18 protein-coding genes are annotated in these 24,071 nt (G+C 70.9%); 12 read left to right on the top strand and 6 right to left on the bottom strand.

The window, feature by feature from the left end; genetic code table 11:
- The first annotated feature begins 143 nt into the window (after positions 1-143).
- From AB0C22_RS25310 to AB0C22_RS25300, 3 genes are read left to right on the top strand one after another with little or no spacing between them, the layout of a single operon-like run.
- On the top strand, positions 144-1,796 hold the full coding sequence (locus tag AB0C22_RS25310; protein ID WP_255597639.1) for an amino acid adenylation domain-containing protein: 1,653 nt from the start codon (positions 144-146) through the stop codon (positions 1,794-1,796).
- Complete coding sequence (locus AB0C22_RS25305; RefSeq protein WP_357537393.1) at positions 1,793-3,139, top strand: hypothetical protein; 1,347 nt, start codon at positions 1,793-1,795, stop codon at positions 3,137-3,139. The genes AB0C22_RS25310 and AB0C22_RS25305 overlap by 4 nt, the downstream gene beginning before the upstream one ends.
- 16 nt (positions 3,140-3,155) lie before the next feature.
- Positions 3,156-3,920 carry an enoyl-CoA hydratase-related protein gene (locus AB0C22_RS25300; RefSeq protein WP_219463294.1) on the top strand — a complete coding sequence of 255 codons (765 nt, stop codon included), beginning with the start codon at positions 3,156-3,158 and terminating at the stop codon, positions 3,918-3,920.
- 43 nt (positions 3,921-3,963) lie between these two features.
- On the opposite strand, the gene AB0C22_RS25295 is transcribed toward AB0C22_RS25300, so the two are convergent.
- Both AB0C22_RS25295 and AB0C22_RS25290 read right to left on the bottom strand, forming a co-directional pair.
- Positions 3,964-4,644, bottom strand: a complete 681-nt coding sequence (locus AB0C22_RS25295) for a response regulator transcription factor (RefSeq protein ID WP_208567550.1) — start codon at positions 4,642-4,644, stop codon at positions 3,964-3,966.
- A 55-nt stretch (positions 4,645-4,699) separates the two neighbouring features.
- Entirely contained in the window at positions 4,700-6,025 is a 1,326-nt protein-coding gene (locus AB0C22_RS25290; RefSeq protein ID WP_357537391.1) for a HAMP domain-containing sensor histidine kinase, read from the bottom strand.
- A gap of 534 nt (positions 6,026-6,559) precedes the next feature.
- On the opposite strand from AB0C22_RS25290, the gene AB0C22_RS25285 reads away from it, so the two are divergent.
- Positions 6,560-8,107 carry a non-reducing end alpha-L-arabinofuranosidase family hydrolase gene (locus tag AB0C22_RS25285; protein WP_219463290.1) on the top strand — a complete coding sequence of 516 codons (1,548 nt, stop codon included), beginning with the start codon at positions 6,560-6,562 and terminating at the stop codon, positions 8,105-8,107.
- Positions 8,108-8,374: 267 nt separating this feature from the next.
- On the opposite strand, the gene AB0C22_RS25280 is transcribed toward AB0C22_RS25285, so the two are convergent.
- The 3 genes from AB0C22_RS25280 to AB0C22_RS25270 form a co-directional block, all read right to left on the bottom strand.
- Entirely contained in the window at positions 8,375-9,385 is a 1,011-nt protein-coding gene (locus AB0C22_RS25280; protein ID WP_219463288.1) for a hypothetical protein, read from the bottom strand.
- Positions 9,382-9,966, bottom strand: coding sequence for a PadR family transcriptional regulator (locus AB0C22_RS25275; RefSeq protein ID WP_219463286.1), 585 nt, complete (start codon positions 9,964-9,966; stop codon positions 9,382-9,384). Before AB0C22_RS25275 ends, AB0C22_RS25280 begins: the two co-directional genes overlap by 4 nt.
- Positions 9,967-10,247: 281 nt before the next feature.
- Positions 10,248-13,802, bottom strand: coding sequence for a ThuA domain-containing protein (locus AB0C22_RS25270; RefSeq protein WP_357537388.1), 3,555 nt, complete (start codon positions 13,800-13,802; stop codon positions 10,248-10,250).
- A gap of 522 nt (positions 13,803-14,324) precedes the next feature.
- Between AB0C22_RS25270 and AB0C22_RS25265 the strand changes: the two genes are divergently transcribed.
- From AB0C22_RS25265 to AB0C22_RS25240, 6 genes are all read left to right on the top strand, one after another.
- Complete coding sequence (locus AB0C22_RS25265) at positions 14,325-15,848, top strand: sugar ABC transporter ATP-binding protein (protein WP_357537386.1); 1,524 nt, start codon at positions 14,325-14,327, stop codon at positions 15,846-15,848.
- A 55-nt stretch (positions 15,849-15,903) separates the two neighbouring features.
- Complete coding sequence (locus AB0C22_RS25260; protein ID WP_219463281.1) at positions 15,904-16,878, top strand: ABC transporter permease; 975 nt, start codon at positions 15,904-15,906, stop codon at positions 16,876-16,878.
- 2 nt (positions 16,879-16,880) lie between these two features.
- Entirely contained in the window at positions 16,881-17,864 is a 984-nt protein-coding gene (locus AB0C22_RS25255; protein WP_219463278.1) for an ABC transporter permease, read from the top strand.
- 12 nt (positions 17,865-17,876) lie between these two features.
- The gene (locus tag AB0C22_RS25250) at positions 17,877-19,064 is read left to right on the top strand and encodes an ABC transporter substrate-binding protein (protein ID WP_308290820.1); all 1,188 of its coding nucleotides are present in this window, start codon (positions 17,877-17,879) and stop codon (positions 19,062-19,064) included.
- Positions 19,065-19,069: 5 nt separating this feature from the next.
- On the top strand, positions 19,070-19,942 hold the full coding sequence (locus AB0C22_RS25245; RefSeq protein ID WP_219463277.1) for a sugar phosphate isomerase/epimerase family protein: 873 nt from the start codon (positions 19,070-19,072) through the stop codon (positions 19,940-19,942).
- Positions 19,943-20,064: 122 nt separating this feature from the next.
- Positions 20,065-21,144, top strand: coding sequence for a cellulose binding domain-containing protein (locus tag AB0C22_RS25240; protein ID WP_357537382.1), 1,080 nt, complete (start codon positions 20,065-20,067; stop codon positions 21,142-21,144).
- Between the two features lie 85 nt (positions 21,145-21,229).
- Here the strand turns inward: AB0C22_RS25240 and AB0C22_RS25235 are convergent, their stop codons facing one another.
- Positions 21,230-22,126 carry an NAD(P)-binding domain-containing protein gene (locus tag AB0C22_RS25235; RefSeq protein WP_219463273.1) on the bottom strand — a complete coding sequence of 299 codons (897 nt, stop codon included), beginning with the start codon at positions 22,124-22,126 and terminating at the stop codon, positions 21,230-21,232.
- Between the two features lie 640 nt (positions 22,127-22,766).
- Here AB0C22_RS25235 and AB0C22_RS25230 point away from each other — a divergent pair.
- Both AB0C22_RS25230 and AB0C22_RS25225 read left to right on the top strand, forming a co-directional pair.
- Positions 22,767-23,099, top strand: a complete 333-nt coding sequence (locus AB0C22_RS25230) for a helix-turn-helix domain-containing protein (RefSeq protein WP_307799255.1) — start codon at positions 22,767-22,769, stop codon at positions 23,097-23,099.
- 318 nt (positions 23,100-23,417) lie between these two features.
- Positions 23,418-23,852 carry a cold shock domain-containing protein gene (locus AB0C22_RS25225; protein WP_308291102.1) on the top strand — a complete coding sequence of 145 codons (435 nt, stop codon included), beginning with the start codon at positions 23,418-23,420 and terminating at the stop codon, positions 23,850-23,852.
- Positions 23,853-24,071 lie beyond the last annotated feature (219 nt).

The following is a 24,071-nucleotide window of genomic DNA, read 5'->3' as shown; positions in this document are numbered from 1 at the left end:
GGTTCCGGGTCGCCGGTGGACGTCCAGCATGTGTGCCGTCCCGGGCCGGCTGTCGCGCGCCGGATCTAAGAGATTTCCCATTTGCAGTGGCGAGCATCGATCTCGATCGCCGCGCAGGGCGGCTGGTCAGAACAGGAGCAGCCATGTCCGTACGACAGTCCCGCACGCTCGACGACCCGGCCACGCGCCCGGTCGGCACCCTGCCCACCGCACCGGACGGGTGGCGGGGCCCCCTGCTGGACCACCTGCCACCCCGCGAACGTCGGCTCTTCCACCGGTTCGGTCAGGGCCCCCGGGTGCCCGCCCCCGAACTGCGCGTCCACCAGGCGTTCGCCCGTTGGGCCGCCGCCGTCCCGGACGCCGTCGCCGCCGAGCACCTCGGGGTACGGATCGGCTACCGCGAACTGGACCGCCAGGCCAACCGGCTGGCCGCCCGGCTCACCGCCCTCGGCGTACGGACCGGGGACACCGTGGGCGTCTTCGCCAGCCGGTCCCTGCCGATGCTGGTGGGGATCCTGGCGACGCTGAAGGCGGGGGCGGCCTACGTCCCACAGGACGTCCGGGTCGCGCCCACCGCGCAGCTGCGGCAGGTCACCTCGGCGGCCCGGTGCCGGGTGGTGCTGACCACCGCGGCCACCCTGGATGCGGTGCCGCAACTGCCCGGGGTGGCCCGGCTCGCGGTCGACGAGCTGATGGCCGAACCACTGCCCCCGGGGCAGCACCTGACCGCCCCCGTCCCGGACCGGCCGGTCCGCGCCGACGACGGCTGCTACGTGCTGTTCACCTCCGGCACCACGGGCACCCCCAACGGGGTCACCGTCACCCACGGCAACGTGGCCAACATCCTGCTCACCGCCCCCGGCGACCTGGGGATCCGGCCCGGACGGACGGTCGCCCAACTGCTCAACGTCGCCTTCGACATGGCGGCCTGGGAGATCCTCGGCTGCCTCGCCAACGGCGGCACCCTGCTCGTACGCGACCGGGACCTCACCGCCACCGCCGCCCGCGCCGACGTGGTGATCGCCACCCCGTCGGTGCTCGGCCGCATCGACCTGGACCGGTGCGACGGGGTGCGGGTGGTCGCCGTGGCGGGGGAGCCCTGTCCGCGTCCGCTGGCGGACCGGTGGGCGGTCGGCCGGGTCTTCTACAACTGCTGTGGGCCGACCGAGACCACCATCGTCAACACCATGCACCGCCACCGGCCCGGCGGGGCGCTCACCATCGGCCGGCCGACCCCGAACAACACCGTCTACGTCCTCGACGCCGACGGCCGGCCCTGCCGCATCGGCGAGACCGGGGAGATGTGGGCCGGCGGTGACTGCGTCTCCGCCGGTTACCTGGACAACGACGCGCTCAACGCCGAGCGGTACGCCCCCGACCCGTTCCTGGGCGGTGGCCGGCGGATGTTCCGCACCCGGGACCGGGGGCGCTGGCGTGCCGACGGGGAACTGGAGCACCTGGGCCGCACCGACGACCAGGTCAAGGTCCGGGGGTTCCGGGTCGAACTGGACGCGGTCTCCACCGTGCTGGAGACGGTGCCCGGCTGCCGGCTGGCGGTCACGCTCCGGCTGACCGACCGGGACCTGGTCTCCTTCGTCGCCCCGGCGGAGTTGGACCCGCAGCGGTGCCGGGACACGGTGGCCGCCGCGCTGCCCTACTACTGCGTGCCGGCGGCCGTGCACCCGCTGCCGGAACTGCCGATGACCGGGCGGGGCAAGGTCGACCGGGACGCGTTACGCCGGATCGCCCTCGACCTGCGGTGGCAGTGGGCGCACATCGAGGAGGCGGCGGCGTGAGCACCACCGGACTGCGACCCCCGCCGGTTCCTGCGGCGCGTCCGCGTACCGCGGCGGCGGCCACGGCCGGCGACGCGCCGCCACCGCCGGGCTCGACGCTGCGCCGGCTGCTGGCCCATCCCCGGTTCATGCACCACCACCGCCTGGTCGCGGCGGTCGTCGCGACCAACCTCGCCCTGCTGGGGTACGGGCTGACCGCCGGCTGGTGGCGTGGCCCCGCCACGCCCGGCGCGCTGGGTGCCGCCGCACTGGCCAACGTGGCACTGGCGGTGCTGGTGCGTCAGCAGTACGTGGTCAACCTGCTCTTCTGGCTGGCCACCCGGGCGCCCACCCACTGGCCGCTGCGGATCCGCGCGACGTTGGGCAAGGTCTACCACTTCGGCGGGTTGCACGTCGGCGCGGCACTGGCCGGGACCGCCTGGTACCTGGCGCAACTCGGCGCGCTGACCGTCGGCGACGCGCCGGCCGGGGCACTGGTCACCGGGTACGCCGCCGCCGTCGGGCTGCTGGCGGTCGTCGGTACCGCGCTGCCGCCGGTGCGGTCGCGCCGACACGACCTGTTCGAACGCACCCACCGGCTCGGCGGTTGGGCGGTCCTGCTGCTGCTCTGGGCGCAGGCCGGTTTCCTGGCCGGCGGGCCGGCCGCGCTGGCCACCTCCCCGCAGGGCGGGGTGCTCGCGGTGCTGACCGCCAGCATCGCCCTGCCCTGGCTGCGGCTGCGCCGGGTGCCGGTCGTGGTCGAACGCCCCTCGTCGCACGTGGCGCTGGTCCACTTCGACCACGGGGTGACCCCGTTCCCCGGCTCGTCGACCGCGGTCAGCCGCAGCCCGCTGTGGGAGTGGCACTCCTTCGCCAACGTGCCGGCGCCGGGCCGCAGCGGGTTCCGGCTGACCGTCTCCCGGGCCGGCGACTGGACCGGGCGGTTCATCGACGACGCGCCGCAGCGGGTCTGGGTGAAGGGGATCAGCACCGCCGGGGTGGCGAACATCGAGACCCTGTTCCGGCGGGTGGTGTACGTGGCGACCGGCAGCGGGATCGGCCCGGTGCTGCCGCACCTGCTGGCCGGGCAGGTGCCGGCCCGCCTGGTCTGGGTGGCCCGCCGGCACCGGGAGACCTTCGGCGACGGGCTGGTCGACGAGATCCTCGCCCATCAGCCCGACGCGCTGCTGTGGGACACCGCCCGCGACGGCAAGCCCGACATGCTGCGGCTGGCCTGGCAGGCGTACCGCGCATTCGACGCGGAGGCGGTCATCTGCATCTCGAACCGCCCGCTGACCTGGCAGGTGGTGCGGGGCATGGAGGAACGCGGGGTGCCCGCGTACGGCGCCATCTGGGATTCCTGACGACATGGAGGCGACGATGAGGATCACCGTGGAGAAGGACGACCGGGTGGTCACGGTGCGGCTGTGCCGGCCCGAGGTGCGCAACGCGCTGGACACGGCGCTGCTGACGGAACTGGTCGAGACGTTGCGACCGCTGGACCGCGATCCGGGGGTGGGCTGCTTCGTGCTCACCGGCTCCGACGAGGTCTTCGCGGCCGGGGCGGACATCCGGGAGATGGCCGGCAAGTCCTTCCTGGACGTGGCGTTGGAGGACCACTTCGCCGGGTGGGACGCGTTCGCCGCGTTGCGTACCCCGAAGATCGCCGCCGTGGCCGGCTACGCCCTCGGCGGCGGTTGCGAGCTGGCGATGATGTGCGACCTGATCTTCGCGGCGGACAACGCCCGGTTCGGCCAGCCGGAGCTGCGGCTGGGGGTGATGCCCGGCATCGGCGGCACCCAGCGGCTGACCCGGCTGATCGGTCCGGCGCGGGCGATGGACCTGGTCCTCACCGGGCGGCAGCTCGACGCGGAGCAGGCGTACCGGTGGGGTCTGGTGTCCCGGGTGGTGCCGACGGACCGGCTGTTGGCCGAGGCGAAGGCCGCGGCGGCGGTGGTCGCCGGGCACCCCAAGCTGGCGACGATGCTGGCCCGGGAGGCGGTACGGCAGGCCGAGGAGGTCGGCGTGCAGGCCGGGGTGCTGTTCGAACGGCGGGCCTTCCACGCCCTGTTCGCCACCGAGGACCAGCGGGAGGGCATGGCCGCCTTCCTGGAGAAGCGCCCGGCCCGGTTCGCGGGTCGCTGAGCCCTCCGGCCGTCCGGGACCAGACGGGTCCCGGACGGCCGGCTCACAGCGCGCCGATCTGGTAACCGAGCCCGTGCACCGTGCGGACCACCCGGTCGCCGAGCTTGCGCCGCAGGTAGTGCACGTACGTGTCGACCACCGCCTCGGTCCGGTCCGCGCCGAACACCCGCCCGCGCAGCTGGCTGCGGCTGTGCACCATCCGGGGTTGGCTGGCGAGCAGCCGGATCAGTTCGAACTCCCGCCCGCTGAGCGTCACCTCCCGACCGTCGGGCAGCCGCACCCCGCGCTGGGCCAGGTCGAGCTGCCCGGCCCCGATCGGGATCAGCTCGGCCCCGTCGAAGCGGCGGCGGGTCAACGCCCGTACCCGGGCCATCAGCTCCGGCACCTCGAACGGTTTCGGTAGGTAGTCGTCGGCGCCCGCGTCGAGGCCCCGGATGCGTTCGTCGAGGTCGCCGAGCGCGCTGAGCATCAGCACCCGGGCGGCGACGGAGCGTCGCCGCAGCCGGATGAGCAGGTCGACCCCGTCGATGGCCGGCAGCCGCCGGTCCAACATGATCACCTGGTACGGGCCACGTAGCGCCAGGTGCAGACCCCGCTGGCCGTCGCGGGCCAGATCGATCCGGTAGCCCGCCCGACGGAACAGCTCGACGAGCATGTCGGCGAGTTCCACGTCGTCCTCGACGAGGAGCAACGGGCCGTGCGCCGGGGGTGACGGGTCGGTCATCCGTTCATGGTCGCACCGAAACGGGAGAAGGTTGACCGGCGGAATATCTCGCCGATCAGAATCTGCTCAGCTCGTCGCGCTGACCCGACCGCTCGCGGTACGCCCCCCACCAGCAGAACGGCCACCGGGTCCCGGTGGGATCGACACCCGGCGGCGGACCGTCCTGCTGCCCACCACCCGTCGGCAGCCGTACGGTGAAGGTCGCTCCCGTCCCCGGTCGACCGGCCGCGCTGATCGTGCCGCCGTGCGCGGTGACCACCTCGCGGATCAGGGCCAGACCGAGCCCGACCCGGCGGTCCCCGGCCCCGGGGCCACGGTGGAACCGGTCGAAGATCCGGTCGGTGTGTCGGGGGTCGAGGCCCTGACCGGAGTCGCTGACCACCATCTCGACGTGGTCTGCGGACGCCGGTCGCAACCGCACCTCGACGCGGCCGCCGGGCGGGGTGTGGTGCAGGGCGTTCGTCAGCAGCTCCGTCACCACCCGGCGCAGCGCCGACCCGACGCCGCAGACCAGGACCGGAGCGTCCGCGCCGGCCACGGTGAACGTCACCCCGTCCGCGGCGGCGCGTGGCGCGTCGGCCTCGACCGCCTCGGCGACCAGTGCCGCCAGGTCGACCGGGGTCAGCGGCCGGGTCACCGCCGACGGGTCGGCCAGCCGGGCCGACAGGAGCAGCTCGTCGACGATCTCCCCGAGCAGTCGGGTGGTGCGCAGCAGCCGGTCCAGGTCCCGCCGGTCGGCTCCGCTGTCGGCGCAGGTCGACCGCTGCGCCAGCAACTGGGCGGCGGTGTGCACCCGGGTGATCGGGGCCCGCAGCTCGTGGCTGGCGTCGGCGACGAAGCGGCGTTGCCGGTCGAGCGCCTCGGTCAGCGGCCGCACCGACCGGCGGCGCAGCCGCAGGTCGGTTGCGGTCGCCGCGGCCAGGACCGCCACCGCGGCGGCCGACACCCCCCAGAGCAGGTGTCGCCGCTCGGCGAGCTGGAAACGGGCGTCGAAGACCACCTGGACGACCTCGTCGCCGCGCAGTTGCGTGCGGACGTGGTAGACGGTGCCGTTGCGGGCCACCTGGTCGACCTGCGGCCGGCCGGTGCGGGCCACGGCATGGATGGCCGCGTGCTGTGGGAAACCGGCCGGCGGCGCACCCGCGTGCCCGGTGTCGCTCGCGCCGCCGAAGATCCAGGTGCAGCCGGACGGGTCGGCCGGGCGGCCGTGCACCATCGCCCAGTCCAGCTCGTGGCGGATCTTCGCGCCCTGGACGTGCAGCAGGGCGGCGTACGCCAGACCCCCGACCAGTGCCAGCAGGGCGACGACCAGCAGGCCGACGGCGAGCCCGGTGCGAGGGCGGGTCCGGGGGGCCGACCGCACCCCGCCGCTCAACGGCACCGTGCTTCCGCCCCGTGCCCGCGTGCCCGGACGCGCCCTCGTCCGCCCGCGCGGCCACCGACCCCCATCCATCGAAGATGACACATCGCCCACCGGAGCGGAAGGGATCCGGATCTCCTCCAGGGTGGTGGACCCGCCCGAACGGACGGGGGTCGTCATTGACGGCCGGCACTCTCGTTAGCGTTAACATCCAATTCCGTGGTGATCGCCGCTGCGCCGGTTGGCTGCGGTGGCGGCGGTGTGGTCACCTACTGTGAGCAGCTCTTGAGCCGCCCGAAACGCTCTGGTAACATCGCCGGATCTGAATGGGACCCCGGCCGGCCCGTTCGCCCCTTCCTGTCCGTCCACACAGTGTTCGCCGGTCGTCCGCCAATGTGAGCGTTCACATTGCCTGGCCGGTTCCGGCCCCGACCAAGGAACACCGGGCGCGCACGGGCCGACCACACCACCCGGTCTCGGTGACCCCGTCACCGCAGGCCACCGCACCGGGATCCCCGGAAAGGCACCACCCGTCCCCCATGAAGGAGCACCCCCATGCATCTCCAGGCTGACCGACCCGGCCCGGCTCCCCGCCGGCCCGGCCCCCGGCGGCGGCGATGGCTGCTGCCGACGGCCACGGCGATCCTGACCGCCCTCAGCGGCGGTGTCCTCGTCGCCGCCAGCGCGACCGAGGCCGCTGCCGCAACGATCGACACCGGCGCCTCGTACGTGCTGGTCAACCGCAACAGCGGCAAGGCCCTCGACGTGTACAACCTGGCCACCACCGACGGGGCCCGGATCACCCAGTGGACCCGCAACGACGGCAGCCAGCAGCAGTGGCAGTTCGTCGACTCCGGCGGCGGCTACTACCGGCTGAAGTCGAAGCTGTCCGGCAAGGTGCTCGACGTCTCCGGCAAGTCGACCGCCGACGGCGGGGCGATCGTGCAGTGGACTGACAACAACGGCACCAACCAGCAGTTCAGCATCCAGGACATCGACGGCTACATTCAGCTGATCAACCGCAACAGCGGCAAGGCCATCGAGGTGCAGGGCGCGGCCACCACCGACGGGGCCAACATCGTCCAGTACGCCGACTGGAACGGCACCAACCAGCAGTGGCAGCTCGTCAAGCTCGGCGGCACCACCCCGACCACCCCGCCGCCCACGACCCCGCCGCCGGGCGGCAACTGCACGCTGCCGTCGACGTACCGGTGGTCGTCGACGGGTCCGCTGGCCACCCCGAAGTCGGGCTGGGTGTCGCTGAAGGACTTCACCGTCGCCCCGTACAACGGCAAGCAGCTCGTCTACGCCACCACGCACGACTTCGGCAACACCTGGGGCTCGATGAACTTCGGCCTCTTCACGAACTGGTCGGAGATGGCGTCGGCGTCGCAGAACGGGATGAACTCCGGCACTGTCGCGCCGTCGTTGTTCTACTTCGCGCCGAAGAACATCTGGGTGTTGACGTACCAGTGGGGTGCGGGCGCCGCCTTCTTCTACCGGACGTCGAACGACCCGACGAACCCCAACGGGTGGTCGGCGGCGCAGGCCATGTTCACCGGGAGCATCACCGGCTCGGGCACCGGCCCGATCGACCAGACGGTGATCGGTGACGGCCAGAACATGTACCTGTTCTTCGCCGGCGACAACGGCAAGATCTACCGGGCCAGCATGCCGATCGGGAACTTCCCCGGCAACTTCGGCTCCAGCTACACGACCATCATGAGCGACACCTCGGAAAACCTGTTCGAGGCGCCGCAGGTCTACAAGGTGCAGGGCCAGAACCAGTACCTGATGATCGTCGAGGCCAGGACCAGCTCCTGGGAGCGCTACTTCCGCTCGTTCACGGCGACCAGCCTGAACGGCACCTGGACGCCGAACGCGACGACCTACAACAACCCGTTCGCGGGCAAGGCCAACAGCGGCGCGACCTGGACCAACGACATCAGCCACGGTGAGCTGCTGCGGACCAGCGCCGACCAGACCATGACCATCGACCCGTGCAACCTGCAACTGCTCTACCAGGGCCGTTCCCCCAGCTCCAGCGGCGTCGACTACGGCCTGCTGCCGTACCGGCCGGGGCTGTTGACGCGGCAGCGCTGACGGCCCGCCGGCGGGCCACGGAGGTTCCCGACCTCCGGGGTGGCCCGACGTAGGTCGCCCAGAGCGATCAACTGAACAGCACCTGCACCACCGGTCGGCAGGGCCCGCTGTGCGGGCCCTGCCGATCCCTGTGCCAATCAGGCCCAGTTGCATCTGAGCGACTGTTCGACCTTCCGTTCTCGGCACGGCGGCGTGGACATTCTGGCAGGGCTGCATGCTCGCTCGGGTCTGGCGCGGGCGAATGCTCGCTGCGTCTCGGTCCGCCGCTCAGGGGTGTTGGGTAGCAGGCGGCTGGCCGGTGCTGCGGACGATGTCGCGGTAGACGGCGAGAGCGGGCTTGGGCCGGTAGGTGTCGGTGACGATGCCCAGTGTCCCGATGGGTTCCGTGGAACTGCTGTCGGCGTCCCTGAGGCTGAACAGTTCGTAGTGGGTGATGTTCAGAGACTCCTGTTCGGTGAGGATGACGCCGAGCATGTCCGACAGTGAGTCGCGCTGTGCCTGCTCGGTGCGGGGTGACCCGCTCGGGGTGCCGTTCTCGACGATGTGGAGGGGAGTGGTGGGCGGGATGTGCGCGCGGGGCAGCGACCTGCCCCGCAAGTGGTGCAGGGCGTGGGTGGTGAGGGATGCGGTGTCTCCCGGGTTGCCCCGCGGCGCGACGGGCGAGAAGGCGTCGGGGTACAGGCCCAGGCCGACGTAGTCGACGTGGGCCGCGAAGTCCTGGTATGGCACCGAGGACAGAGATGACCAGAACTGGTCGTCGCCGCCCAACCATTCCGGTGGTTCGGCGACGGAGAAGCCGATCCGCACGTGCTGGAGACCCCGCCGGTCCAGTGCGGTGCGGGCGTGCGGGACGCCGAGGGTCAGGGCTTCGAGCACGCCGGGTGCGCTTCCGTCGATGAGTGGGATGGGGAAGTTAGGCTCAAGCGTCACCTGGAGGTACCGCGTCAGGTGACCGTAGCGGTCGATGACAGTGTCGAGGAAGGCCAGCCATCCGGAGAGGTCGGCGGCCCGGGGGAGGTAGCTGAGCACGAGGTCCAGTTCGCGGTTTCCCTCGACGTACCATCCGTCGGGCATCGTGAGGTGTGCAAGTTCGTGTTCGGCTCCGAGTGAGGTGACCACGTCCGGCGGTGTCGCGTCGCCGAAGAAGTGCACGTACTCGCGGACGACGAAGGGACGGCCGCCCGCGATGTCGTCGACGAGGTGGCGGATCGCGGCGACATCGGGTGGGTGGGAGCAGACCGTGCCGGCCCGCCCGCCCGGATAGATACCGAACTTCACGCTTCCGCACTCCGATGTTGGTCGGTTTGCTGGGCTGGCCAGCTGATCTCGTGTGACCGGATCCGCCGTACCAGGCTCCTGATCCAGGCGGCTTCGGCAGCGACGATGGTGCGCCAGTAGGCGACTTCGAGCATGTGCACTTCGAGTACGTCACCGTCGGGCAGCCCCGAAAGGGCAGCCAGTTCCTGGTCGAGCCGGTCGGCGCGACCATCCAGGATGGACGCCGCCTGGTCGATCGGGAGAACTCCGACGTAGGCGACCGCCATGACGAAGTCCACGGACGCGGCTACCGTGTCGCGCACCCCGGCCTCGACCCTGTGGCGGAAGTCGGCGAGGCCCGCAGAGGTCAACTCGTAGGCCGTACGCGGTGGCCGGTTGCCCACTCGTTCGGGGAGCCGGGAGGAGATCAGGCCTGCCTTCTCGAGCGTCTTCAGCAGGGACGTGACCGTGCTGCGGGTGACCGAGAGGTGCCCGTACCGCTGGCGTAGGCGTGTCGTGATGTCGTAACCATGCGCCGGCTCCTCGACGAGGAGCCCGAGCATCGGCAACACCAGGCTGTTCTGCGTCGCGTTCGAAGGCACCCGAACAGTCTATAGGCGTATACGCCTAACCGCACAGTTGGGTCGGGCACCCGAGACGAACGGCGGGGGTCGCGCATCGCTACGTCGATCACTTCAGCTCGACGCCCGCACATCGGCCAGATCCGGGCGCCGCGGGGTCGACCAGCAGGTGGAGCCACCCGGTGGCGTCCGCCACCCGCCGCCCCGGCCGGGGCCGTCAGCACAGCCAGCGAGGGCCGGCTCCTAGTATCCGGAGCCGGCCCCCTCAGCCCACCGCCGCAGTAACGGCGGCGGGTGGTGCGTCACACCTGGGTGAACCGCCACTGCTGGTTGCTGGCGCTGTGGCAGGTCCACTGCAACAGGCGGGCGCCGTCGGCGGTGGAAGCACCGTTGACGTCCATGCAGAGCCCGCTCTGCACGTTGCGCACCGTGTAGACCCCGGCGGTCGTGGTCGCCGTCGCGGTGAACTTCTGCCGGTCACTGTTGTTGCAGGTGGCCTGCTGGAGGAACGCACCCGCGGTGGTGGAGCCGCCGATCACCTCGGCGCACTTGTTGCTGTGCACCGCCTTCAGGTAGACCGCGCCGCTACCGGCGTCCACGGCCTGCCACTTCTGGTTGTTGCCACCAGTGGCCGCCCACTGGGTGAGCTGGGCGCCGTCGGCGGTGGAGACGCCACTGACGTCCATCAGCTTCCCACTGTGCAGGGCGGTGAGCGTCCAGGTCTTCCCCGCCACGCCGGTGCCGGTGCCGGTGCCGGGAACGCCGACCCCCGCCCCGCCGAAGGTGTGCGAGTCGAGGTCGAACCAGTTGTTGGTGCTGCCCTTGAACACCATGTAGAGCGTCTGCGTACCGGACAGCGCGGACACGCTCACCGGTGCGGTTGACTGGTAGTTGTTCCAGCCGCCAGTGCTGGGCACCGGGGTGGTGGCCAGCAGGGTGCCGGTCGGCGAGCCGGCCCGCAACTCGATGGTGCCGCCACCGGAGGGCGACGACAGCCGGTAGCTGACCGTCGAGATACCCGCCAGGCTCATCGGGGTGAACGCGATCCAGTCGTTGTTGGAGATGTCCCCGACCCGCTTGGTGCTCTCCGCACTGGCCTCGTCGACGACCCGGATGCCGGACTGGCTGCTGAAGTACTCGGCCTGCTTGTGCTTCGGCTGGAGGATCGCCTGCGCGGTGCCGGTGAGCGGGGACGAGCCGCCCGGGCCACCACTGTCGGTGTAGCGCGCGTTGAGCACGTAGAACAGGTTGGCGCCGTCCGGGTGCCCACCGAGCAGGTCGGTGGAGATGGTGCCCGAGCAACCCGGGTACTCGGTGGTCTCGTGCGCGTGGTCGTCGTGACCCAACGCCGGGTTCAGGAGCACCTTGGTGCAGTCGACCGTGCCGCCGTCCGGGTCGGTGACGCTGATCTGGTACGACACCTTGTCACCGAAGGTGAGCATGCCGCCGCTGGCCGGTGTGGTGATGGTGACCACCGGCGCGGAGTTGCCGACGGTGATCTGGACGTTGGCGAAGCCCGTCTTTCCGGTGTTGTCGGTGACCTTCAACTGCGCCGTGTAGTTGCCGTTGGTGGTGTAGACGTGCGACGGGTTGGCCGCCGTCGAGGTGGTGCCGTCGCCGAACGTCCACTGGTAGCTGAGCGTGTTGCCCGGGTCCGGGTCGGCTGTGCCGGCGCTGCTGAACTGGACGTTCAGCGGGGCGAGGCCGCTGGTGGGCGTCCCGACGGCCTTGGCGATCGGGGACCGGCCGCCCTGGATGTAGTCGATCCGGTAGAGCCCGGAGTCGCTGTTGCCGCCACCGAAGTTGGTGCCCCACTCCAGCACGTAGAGCGAGCCGTCCTTGCCGAACTCCAGGTCCATCGGCTTGTTGAACCGCCCGCCGGGCAGGAACGTGTTGGTGCGGGTCACCGCCGTCGCGGAGTCGAAGTGCACCTCCTTGATGTAGCTGCGCGACCACTCGTAGAAGAAGTGCACGCCGTCGTAGTAGGGCGGGAACTTGGTGGCCGACGGGTTCGCCGGGTCGTACCGGTAGACCGGCCCGCCCATCGGGCCGGAGCCGCCGGAACCCAGCTCCGGGAAGTTCGACGAGGTGCCGTAGCCGTACCACATGTTGGGGGCGACGATCGGCTTCAGGCTGGTCAGGCCGGTGTTGTTGGGTGAGTTGTTGACCGGGGCGTTGCAGTTGAACTTGGCACCGACCACGCCGGTGTCCGGGTTGAACGGCGCGTAGGGCTGGTTGTCGCCGTGGCAGAACGGCCACCCGTAGTTGCCGGGTTGCTTGATCACGTTGAGTTCGACCAGGCCCTCGGGGCCGCGGTTGGTGGTGGGCGGGTTACGGTCCGGCCCGTAGTCGGCCAGGTAGACCCAGCCGTTGGCCGGGTCGATCGAGAAGCGGAACGGGTTGCGGAAACCCATCGCGTAGATCTCCGGCCGGGTCTGCGCCGTGCCCTGGGGGTAGAGGTTGCCGGTCGGGACGGTGTAGCCGCCGCTGTCCGAGGGACGGATGCGCAGCAGCTTGCCTCGCAGGTCGTTGGTGTTGCCGGCGCTGCGGGCGGCGTCGAGGTTGGACTTGCCGGAGCGCCAGTCCAGCGGCGCGTAGCCCTGCCAGTTGGGGTCGAGGTTCGGCGGGGTGTCGTCACCGGTGCCGATGTAGAGGTTGCCGTCCGGGCCGAAGTCGATGTAACCGCCGGTGTGGCCGGGCTCGGGGAAGGTGCGGTCCCGGTACGCCGGGATGTCGATGATCCGCGCCTCGGTGGACAGGTTGAGGGTGTCACCGGACAGCGTGTAGCGGGAGACGCGGTTGACGTCGGTGCTGCTGCTCGCCGGTGAGTGGTACAGGTACACGTAGCCGTTGGTGGCGAAGTTCGGGTCGATCGCCATGCCGGTGAGACCGTCCTCGCCGCCGGTGTAGACGCTCAGCGTGGCGGCGGTCACGGTGCTGTTGGTGGTCGGCTTGAAGATCTTGACCTGGCCGCCGCGCTGGACGTACATCACCCGGCCGTCGGGCAGCACGTTCAGCGCCATCGGGTCGACCGTGTTGTCGTCCAGGGTGCGCTTCTCGAAGTTGCCCCAGACGGTGCCGCCGCAGTCACCGGGCAGGTTGCCGGCGGCCCACTTCACGCCACCGAGGACGTGGTTGCGGAAGTTCGTCTCGCTGTAGGAGGCGATCGCGTGGCCCATCGCGGTGGCCCACACCCGCCCGCCGGCGGCGGTGCGGCACCAGGAGATCGGGTGGTCCGGGCCCATCGCCCGGGACCCCGGGTTGTAGGTGCGCTCGTCGGCGGTCACCAGCACGTGCACGTTGCCGCGCGGGTTGGCGTCGAAGTTGTACCACTCCTCGCTGCGGTTCCACCGGTCCGGCAGGCCCGTGGTCGACGGGTGCTGCTTGTCGGCGACGATGGCGGTGCCGGGCAGCACGCCGGGGGAGTGCTCCGGCATGTGGGCGCCGCCGTTGAGGGTCTGGTCCCACCAGGGGTACTCGCCCTCGATGCCCATGTCCAGGGCGTTGTGGATGCCGACGATGCCCTTGCCGCTGGCGAGGTAGCCCTCCACGGCCTGCCGTTGGGCGGCCGAGGTCCAGACCATGCCGGAGGTCTGGAACATGATGATGACGTCGAAGGTCGCGAGGTTGGCCGCGGTGAAGACGCTGGAGTCCTCGGTCTGCACCAGCTCGAAGTTGTTGGCCGCCGCCTGCTGCTGGAACATGCTGATCCCGGCGGGGATCGAGTCGTGCCGGTAGCCCACCGTCTTGGTGAACAACAGGGCGCGGAAGGCCGGGGCCGCCGACGCGGGTGGGGCGAGGCCGAGCGAGAGTAACAGGCCGGCGATCATGGCGATGAGCAGTGTGGTGCGACGCATGCCGTCTCCTAGTTTTCGGCGGGCAACTCCGGTGGTGGCCGTGGTCCGTCGGCACCCAGGTGTCAGCTGGGCGCACGAGGGCACGGGTGTGCTGCTCGGGTCGTCGTGCCGTCCGCCGTAACGGCCGTCCGCCCCGCAGAGGTCACAGAAAGTGACATGGCTCGTGTTCTCGTCCCGTGGGCCGCGACGTCAGGATGGTTCAGTCATCGATACGTGTCAATGGCTTCGAAGAGGTTCGATGTTTCGACGGGTTGACGGTGGTCGCCCGGGGGTGCTGCGACCCGGCTTCGGTGCCGAGTGGAAGGGGTCGGCCTGGGAATTGCGTCGGGAGGAGGATTGTGGACACGCATCGAAACATCTATCTTCATACGTGTGATGTTTCGTCGATGTCAAGGAAAGTTTGCGTCGTCGAGACGTAAGCACCTGCGGCAGCAGGCAAAAGCCGGCCCAACCAGCCCTCCGCACGATCCGGCGGCGCGGCGCGGACCACGTCGATGACTACTTTCTGTGAGGGTTCCCGGAATGCCAGATCCGCCACCGGCGTCGCTGCTCACCCTGCGGGGCATCAGGAAGTCCTTCCTCGGGGTACGCGTCCTCGACGGCGTCGACCTCGACGTCGCGCCCGGTGAGGTGCACGCCGTCGTCGGCGAGAACGGCGCCGGGAAGTCCACCCTCATGAAGATCGTCTCGGGCGGGTACGCCCCCGACGGGGGCACCGTCGAGGTGGACGGCGCACCGCAGGTCTTCCGTGGCCCGCGCGATGCCCAGCGGGCCGGGATCGGCATCATCCACCAGGAGTTCAACCTGCTCCCGGACCGTACCGTCGCGGAGAACGTCCACCTGGGACACGAGCCGGTACGCCGGGGACTGGTGGACCGGCGGGCGATGCGCGAGCGCACCGGCCAGCTGCTCGCCTCGATCGGCGAGACCACCCTCGCGCCCGACGCCATGGTCGGCGGGCTCGGCGTCGCCCAGCAGCAGGTCGTCGAGATCGCCAAGGCGCTCGCCCTGGACGCCCGGGTGCTCATCATGGACGAGCCCACCGCGGCGCTGGCTGACCACGAGGTGGAACTGCTCTACGGGTTGGTGCGCCGACTCCAGCAGCGGGGCATCGGCCTGCTCTACGTCTCGCACCGGCTCACCGAGGTCTTCGACCTGTCCGGGCGGATCACCGTGCTCAAGGACGGCCGCCGGGTCACCACCGTGAACACCGCCGACACCAACACCGACGACCTGGTCCGGCACATGGTCGGCCGGGAGCTGTCCAGCTACTACCCCGACCGGGCCACCTCCGACGACCTCGGGCCGGTACGGCTGGCCGTCCGCGACGCGGGCAACCGGAAACTGCACGCCGTCGACCTTCAGCTGCGGGCCGGCGAGGTGCTCGGCGTCGGCGGCCTACAGGGCTCCGGACGGTCCGCGCTGGCCCGGGCGCTCTTCGGCGTCACCCCGTTCACCACCGGCGAGGTGACCCTGGACGGCCGGCCGGTCCGGCTGCGCTCACCCCGTAGCGCGATGCGGGCCGGCATCGTCTACGTCACCGAGGACCGCAAGGGCGAGGGGATCGTGCCCCGGCAGTCGGTGCTCGACAACGCGCTGCTCGCCACCCGGGCCGTCGGCGCGGCCCGTTCCGGTCGTGCCGCCCGCACCCGACGCGTGCGGGAACTGCTCGCCACCGTCGAGGTCCGTGCCGCCGGTGACGACCAGGAGATCCGCTTCCTGTCGGGGGGCAACCAGCAGAAGGTCGTGCTGGCCCGCTGGCTCGCGCTCGACCCGCAGGTCCTGCTCTTCGACGAGCCGACCCGGGGCATCGACGTGGGTGCCAAGTCGGCCATCCACGACCTCGTCCGCCGCCTCGCCCGCGACGGCGCGGCCGTCCTGATGATCTCCTCGGACCTGCCCGAGTTGCTGGGGATGAGCGACCGGATCGTCGTCATGCGCGACGGCCGGATCGCCGGCGAACTGCCCGCCGCCGCCACCGAGGAGGACGTCGTGGCCCTTGCCGTCGGCCACGCCCCGCAGTCGCGAACGGAGACCGGCCGGTGAGTGCGAGGAGTGAGCCGGTTTTGCGAGCCCCGCAGTCGCGAACGGAGACCGATCAGTGAGCGTCCTGTCGCTGTTGCCGGTGCGGCGTCGGGTGCCGGGCGTGTTCGTGGCCCTGACCCTCACCCTCGCGATCGGTTGGCTGGTCGTCCTGGTCGACGGCGGTCAGCTGTTCAACCAGTCCACGACGGTCAGCCTGCTGCACGTGGCCGCCGGTCTCGGGTTCGTCGCCGTCGGTCAGACGCTTGTCATTCTCGGTGGGTCGCTCGACCTCTCCGTGGCGTACGTGATCAGTCTGAGCACCCTCGTCGCGGCCGAGACGATGAACGGCAGCGACGGGGCGCTGCTGCCGGCGGTCGGCTTGGCGCTCGCGGTCAGCGCTGGTGTCGGGTTGTTCAACGGGCTGCTGGTGACCAGGCTGCGGATCAACGCGTTCATCGCCACGCTCGGCGTCGGGTTGCTGCTCAAGGGGTATCTCGACAGCAACTATGACGGTCCGGCCGGCGCCACCTCACCCGGCCTCGTGCAGTCCCTCGGCTATCAGCGGGTCGGCCCGGTGCCGCTGTCGTTCCTGTTGTTGCTCGCCGTGACCGGGGCCGCCTGGTTCGTGCTGTCCCGGACCCGGTTCGGTCACCATCTGGTCGCCGTCGGCGGCGATCCGGAGGTCGCCCGGCTCTCCGGCGTCCGCAACGACCGGGTCCTGGTCGCCGCCCACGTGCTGTGCTCGTTGTGTGCCGGGCTCGCCGGGGTCTACCTGGCCAGTCGGCTCGGCTCGGGCGCACCCCGGGTGGGCACCGAGGGCCTCTACGACCTGGAGTCGATCGCCGCGGTGGTGATCGGCGGGACCGCGCTGGCCGGTGGACGCGGCGGTGTGGTCGGCACGGTCGGGGGAGTGCTGCTGCTGGCCAGCATCGATGCGATCTTCAACCAGCTCGAGGTGGACGCCTTCTTCAAGCAGGTGATCAGGGGCGTCATCATCATCGCCGCGGTCGCCGTCTACGCCCGTCGGGCCCTGCGAAAGGCGGCGTCCTGACCATGCAGATCGTCCAGCGTCGTCCGCTGTCCCTGCGCCGCGTCCGGCTCCGCCCCGGCGGGGTGCTGCCGATCCTGGCGATCCTCGCGGTGCTGCTGGTGCTCGTCGGCATCCGGCAGCCCAGTTTCCTCGACCCGCCGTCGTTGATGTCCTTCCTCGGCCGTTCGGCGCCGGTCATCCTGCTCGCCGCCGGGCAGTACTTCGTGATCGTCTCCGGCGAGTTCGACCTCTCCGTCGGCTCGTTGGTCACCGCGCAGGTGGTGGTCGCAGCCCGGCTGATCGACAGCGACCCGGCCCGGACCTGGCCGGTGGTGCTGCTCCTGCTCGCCTTCGGCGCGCTGGTCGGGCTGGTCAACGGCCTGATCACGACCCGCCTGCGGGTGCCGTCGTTCATCACCACCCTGGGCATGTTCCTGATCCTGGTCGGCGCGGTCTACCTGTGGTCCGACGGCGCACCGAAGGGTGGCCTCTCCGAGGAGTTCCGGCGGTTCGGCCGGCGGGCGATCGAGGACGTGCCGCTGCTCGGTCGGGTGCCGTATGCGCTGCTGGTCCTGGTGGTCGTCGCGGTGCTCGCGGTGGCGTTGATGCGGTCGGACTTCGGTCGGACCCTGGTCGCCGTCGGGGACAATCCGCGCACCGCGCAGCTGAGCGGGGTACGGGTCTGGCGTACCCGGACCGTCGCCTTCATCCTCAGCGGGCTGGCGGCGGCCGTGGCGGCGATCCTGCTGGGTGGCTACAGCGGGGTGTCGTTCCAGGCCGGCGCGGGCCTGGAGTTCGGGGCGATCACCGCGGTCGTCCTCGGCGGCGTCGCGCTGGGCGGGGGCCGCGGCTCGGTCGTCGGCGCGATGCTCGGCGCGCTGACCCTCGAACTGCTGTTCGCCCTGATGAACTTCTACGGCGTCTCCGGCGCCCTCCGGTCCACCGTCCAGGGCGCGATCATCCTGCTCGCCGTGGCGGTTTCGGCAACCCGTTCTTCGTCACGATAAGGGGAATCCATAGTGCGACGTTGCATGGCGGCGCTGGCCGCCGTCACCCTGCTGTCCCTCACCGCCTGCGCCACCGACGAACCGGGCGCGGGCCCGTCGGGCGGTTCCTCCTCCTCGGCCGCCGGGTCGGGGACCGGGGAACAGTCGAAGTTCTTCGTCCAGGCCGACTACGACGCCGAGTTGGCGTTGCTCGGTGCGACCCCGACCGGGCCGGCGGACAAGCCGTGGGAGCAGATGCTCAACCCGACCATGGTGGACACGGCGACGTTCAAGAAGGCTGGTCCGCACAAGATCTGCTTCTCGAACGCCGCGCTGAACAACCCGTGGCGGCAGGTCGGGTTCAAGACGATGCAGGCCGAGGTGGAGGCACAGAAGAGCCGCATCAAGGAGTTCGTGCACGTCGACGCCGAGGGCAAGGACCAGAAGCAGATCGCCGACATCAACGATCTGCTCGGCAAGGGCTGTGACGCGCTGATCGTCTCGCCGAACACCACCGCCACGCTCACCCCGGCGGTCGAGGCGGCCTGCAAGGCCGGCCTGCCGGTGATCGTCTTCGACCGTGGGGTCAACACGAAGTGCCCGGTGACGTTCATCAACCCCATCGGTGGGTACGGCTTCGGTCACGCCGGCGCCGAGTTCGTCAGCCAGAAGATGAAGCCCGGCGGCAAGGTCCTCGCCCTGCGCATCCTGCCCGGGGTCGACGTCCTGGAGACCCGCTGGTCGGCCGCGAAGGTGGCGTTCGACAAGGCGAAGGTCGACGTGGTGGGGGTGGAGTTCACCGACGGTGACCCGGCCAAGACCAAGAAGATCGTCGACGACTACCTCCAGCGGTACGGCACCATCGACGGTGTCTGGATGGACGCGGGTGCGGTCGCCGTCGCCGCGGTCGAGGCGTTCCAGGACGCGGGCAAGCCGGTGCCGCCGATCAACGGCGAGGACCAGCTCGACTTCCTGAAGGTGTGGAAGGACAAGAACCTCACCGCGATCGCGCCGACCTACCCGACCTACCAGTGGCGTACCCCGATCATCGCGGCGTTGCGGATCCTCGACGGCCAGCAGGTGCCCAGCCCGTGGAAGCTGCCCCAGCCGACCATCACCCAGGACAACCTGGACCGGTACCTCGACGCGGACATGCCGCCGCTGCACTACGCGATGTGCGGCTGCACCGACCTGCCCGGTTACCCGCAGCGCTGGAAGTAGGCCCGGTGTACGCCGTCGGCGTCAACCCCTGGGTGTGGGCGTCGCCCGTCGACGACGACGCCCTCGCCGAGCTGATCCCCCGGATCGCCGCGTTCGGCTTCGACGCGGTCGAGTTGCCGATCGAGCAGCCCGGCGACTGGGACCCGGTGCGGACCCGGGACCTGCTGGCCGCGCACGGCCTCGTCGCGGCCGGCGTCTGTGCGGTCACCCCGCCGGGGCGGGACCTGGTGAACGCGTCCCCGGCGGTCGTGGCGTCGACCGTCGCGTACCTGCGGGGGTGCGTGGCGGCTGCGGCGGCCGTCGGCGCCCCCTGCGTCGGTGGTCCGGTGTACGCCTCGGTCGGGCGCACCTGGCGGATGTCACCGGCGGCCCGGGCGGACTGCTATGCGGAGTTCCGGCGGGCCCTGTCGCCGGTGGCCGAGCAGGCCGGTGAGTGTGGCGTGAGCATCGGGGTGGAGGCGTTGAACCGCTATGAGACCAGCGTGGTCAACACCGTGGCGCAGACGGTCGAGCTGATCGATGGACTGCCGTCGAGCGTCGGCATCATGATCGACACCTATCACATGAACATCGAGGAGTCCGATCCGTACGCGGCCCTCGCCGCTGCCGGCCCGTACATCAAGCACGTCCAGGTCAGCGGCACCCACCGGGGCTCACCCGGGGCGGACCACTTCGACTGGCCGCGCTTCTTCGCGGTGCTGGGGCAGACCGGTTACCGGGGTGCGGTCTGCATCGAGTCGTTCACGGCGGAGAACGAGACCATCGCCACCGCCGCGGCGATCTGGCGTCCGTTGGCCCCGTCGCAGGACCGGCTCGCCACGGACGGTCTGCGCTACCTACGGGGGGTCGTCGCCGGCCCTCGCGTCGCTGCGGGCTGATGCGGTGAATGCGCTGATGTCCTGCCGGCGGCAGGACTGCCGGAGTGCCTTGACAGCAGGACCGAACGGCAGGACAGTCGTCGTACTTATCGATGATTAACGATCTATGGGCGAGGGGTGCCATGCGTAAGTCGCTGACGGCTGTGGCCGCCGTCGTTGTTGCCATCGTCGCGATGATGGCCGCGGTCTCGCACGCCAGTGCGGCGAACGCGGCTGCCGGTTGCCGGGTGGACTACGTCGTCACCAGCCAGTGGACCGGCGGCTTCCACGCCGACGTCGCGGTCACCAACCTGGGCGAGCCGGTCAACGGCTGGACGCTGCGGTTCGCGTTCCCCGCTGTCGACCAGCAGTTCGCCCAGGGCTGGAGCGCCACCTGGGCCCAGTCCGGCCAGCAGGTCAGCGCGACCAACCTCAACTGGAACGCGACCCTGGGCACCAACGGCGCCGCGAACATCGGTTTCGTCGGTGCCTGGTTCGGTAGCAACCCCGTGCCGGCGGCGTTCACGCTCAACGGCGTCGCCTGCACCGGCGGGGTCCTGCCCAGCAGGACGACGGCCGGGCCGACCACCTCGCCGCCGGTCGCTGACTACCCGGCGTACGTCAACTGGGTCAGTCCGACCGTCGGCGCGGTCTACACCGCACCGGGCCCCGTCCCGCTGGCCGCGACCGCGACCGTGGGCGGCGGCCACTACATCACCGGGGTGTCGTTCCGGGTCAACGGCGTCACGGTGGCCCAGGGTGTGCGGACGACCGGCGACCGGTTCGACGCACAGTGGACACCCCCGACCGGCGCCCCCGGGACCAGCACGACCTACGTGCTCAACGTCTCGGCCGGCACCGACCAGTCGCTGTCCGGTGGTGCGCCTCCGCTGCTGGTCACGGTCGTCACGCCCCCGTCCTCCGGCACCAACCACCCGCCGGCGGTGGCGCTGAGCACCCCCGGTGGGCAGACGTACTTCCTCGAACCCACGACGGTCACCCTGGTCGCCGACGCCACCGACGCCGACGCCGGGGACCCCGTCAGTCGGGTGGAGTTGTATCTCGGCACGACCAAGCTGGCCGTGACGCCCACCAACAGCGGGCAGCGCTACCAGTTCCAGGTGCCCCTGTCCGCCGGCACGTCGTCGACCTTCACCGTGCGGGTCCACGACTCCCACGGCGGTGTCGGCATCTCGAACCCGCTGACCTTCACCATCCGCTAGCCCGTCACCTCCGGTCCGTCGTACCCCCGCCACGGTGGGCGTACGACGGACCGGAGGTCGGGCGGGTGCAGGCCGGGTGGGCGGATCACGACGCGGTGGCCCGGGGCCTCCTGATGACCTCGATCATGCTGGCCAGCGCCTCGTCGCCGTGCCCGCTGCCGGCCCGCTCCCGGAGCATGTCCCGGATCGGGACCATCACGTCCGGCCGGATTCCCTGGCCCCTGCTGGCCTCCACCAGCTTGGCCAGACCGGCCGCGTTCAGGCCCACCGTGGAGATGTCGGTGGCGTACCGGCCCGCGTCGACCTGCCGGGCGGCACCCGTGATGCTGGGCAGCACCACGTGGGTGATCCAGGACCCGACGAACGGCGTCAGCGCCGCCGCGGGGACGCCCTCGGCGGTGAGCATCGCGAAGCCGTGCAGCGCGCCGGCGAGCGACGACCAGAGGATGCCCAGCAGCGACAGGTCGTAGAGACTGGCGACCCCCGGGTCCGCACCCAGGAGGACGCTGTTGCCGCCGAGGACCTTCAGGGTCGACTCGTACGTGTCGAAGACCTCCGCCGGGCCGCCGTAGAACAGCAGGGTCTGGGGGAGCCCGACGGCCGGCGGCACCGTCAGGAGGCAACCGTCGAGATAGCTCGCCCCCAGGGACTGCGCCCACCGCGCGGCCCCCCGGGCGTCCTGCGGCACCCCGGAGGTGAGGTTGACGATGGTCTTGCCGTCGAGTGCCTCCCGCACCGGTTCGAAGATCTCGTACAGGGCCCGGTAGTCGACCACGCAGACCACCAGGAGGTCGCTCGCGGCGACCGCGTCGGCGATCGTGTCCGCGCGGCGCGCGCCCTGCTCGACAAGCGGGTCCGCCCTGCTGGCGGAGCGGTTCCACACCGTCGTGGGGTGGCCGGCCCTGAGATATGCGCCCGCCAGGGCCGAACCCATCATTCCGAGGCCGACGACCGACACGCGTACGCCATTGTCACCGGACACCGGTGTCACGCTCCTCTGTGTTCCTGAAAAGGCAGGAAAGGGATTAGGTGCCGGCACACAGAAAGCAGGTGCCGCCGCCGATTCGACAGTGGTGAGCCTAGACGCGGGCAGATGAGCCCTCAACCACTTACTGCAAGGTATGTGAGCGGTCGCCGATCACCCCACCCGGCGGAGCCGGCCGCGGACGATGGCCGTTCCCCCAGCCCGGGGTGGCTGGAATGGGGTTTCCGGACGCCGGGCCCGTCGGGTGGTGCCGGCCTTTCCGTGATCGCGGAAAAGGGCAGCCGACCAGGTGTAGCCGCCAGGCGCGGGGCCGGAATCGGCCCGCATTCCGGGACACCGGAGCAGACGCACACCGTGCCCCCGTCGTGCGAACTTTCGAGATCATCAGGAGTCAATTCCGACGGCGACCGGACTGGGGTGGACCCGTGCCGTGCGTCGGCCCGACGGTTGGTGCCGTGGGCCCGGGTGCACCTGGCCCCGGCCATGACGGGTGCCCCCGCCGCAGCCGGGATCACCTGTGGCGGGCGTCCCACGAAACGGGGGACCGGGCGACCTCGCGCGCTAGACTCTGCGGCACACCGGAGCGCGTGGGGAAGGCGTCCCGGCCGTTCGGGGAGTGGGCGAATTGAGTGTCAGGGTGCGGCCGACGCATTGCGGACTCGACGCCGCGATCGAGGTGATCAGTGGCAAGTGGAAGGTCGTGATCCTGTGGGCCCTCAGCGACCGGCACCGACGGTTCGGTGAGCTGAGAAGGCTCATCGGAGTGAGCGAAAAGGTGTTGTTCCAGCATCTGCGCGAGTTGGAAGCCGACGGCATCGTCCACCGGGAGACCTCCCCGGGCCTGCCGCTGCGGGTGCAATACTCACTCACCGATCGCGGTCAGGCGCTGAATCAGGCGCTCAAGCCCCTGGGGGCATGGGGCCGGGAACATCTGCCGGAGCGGGCCGTGCCCGTGCCCGGCGACAATTGATTTTGGGCGGGGAATGCGTCGGGCGGCTCCGCCCGCCGCCACCGCCCACCGTCGTCCCGGGTGACCGCGTCCCGTCGCCGCCCGCGCGGCGGCAGGCGGGCCGCACGCGGCGGCTCGGTGCGGGCCACACGCGGTAACTCGGTGCGGGACGCACGCGGCGGCTCGGTGCGGGCCGCGTCCCGGCGGCTCGGTGCCCCCCAGATCGGGCACCCGTCGCTTACCATGGGTGTCGCTTCGGGGGCGGTACCCTTGCGGTGGCATCCGATGCGGTGGTTTTTTCCTGTTCTGGTGGTTCCTGTTATTGGGGTGGTGGTCGCGGTGGCGGTCGGAACGATTCTCAGCTTCGACGACGTGAAGGGGTACGGCTTCATCAGCCCGGAGGGCGGTGGCGAGGATGTCTTCGTCCACGCGAACGACTTCGGCGATCAGCGGCCGAACGTGGCCCCGGGCATGCGGGTGGAGTTCGAGTCGGTGGAGGGGAACCGGGGGGTCAAGGCGCTCTACGCGCGGCTGCTCAACCCGGGCCCGGTGACACCGCGCGCGACCGTCGCGCGCAGCGTGCCGGCCGCGACGGGCGTGCCGGCCGACCGCGCCGACGACGACGAGTGCGACGTGCTGACCGCCGCCGCCTTCCGCGCCGACATCACCGATCTCCTGGTGGAGCAGGTCCCGACGCTCACCGGTGGCCAGATCAGCCAGATCCGGCAGCACCTCACCCAGTTCGCCCGCTCGCACGGGTGGCTGGAGGACTGACTCCGCCGGCGGCCGGCCCGTCGTCGCCACGGCTGCGGCGGGGGCCGGGCCCCGCCGCAGCCTCGACCACGGATCGATCGCACGGACTCTGCACCCGTGCCGCCTCGACGGGCTCTCCGCCGTCGAGGCTGCCGGTGTCTCCGACGGCAACCTGCCCCCGTGGGTCCGGTGGGCGGCAACCTGCGCAGGCTGCTCCGGCTCGTGTTAACACTTGACGTC

It is taken from the genome of Micromonospora sp. NPDC048894 (genome assembly GCF_040649765.1).
Taxonomy (GTDB): Bacteria; Actinomycetota; Actinomycetes; order Mycobacteriales; family Micromonosporaceae; genus Micromonospora; species Micromonospora antibiotica.
The sequence above is the reverse complement of the archived record's forward strand: the minus strand, read 5'-3'. Positions and strand labels throughout refer to the sequence as shown.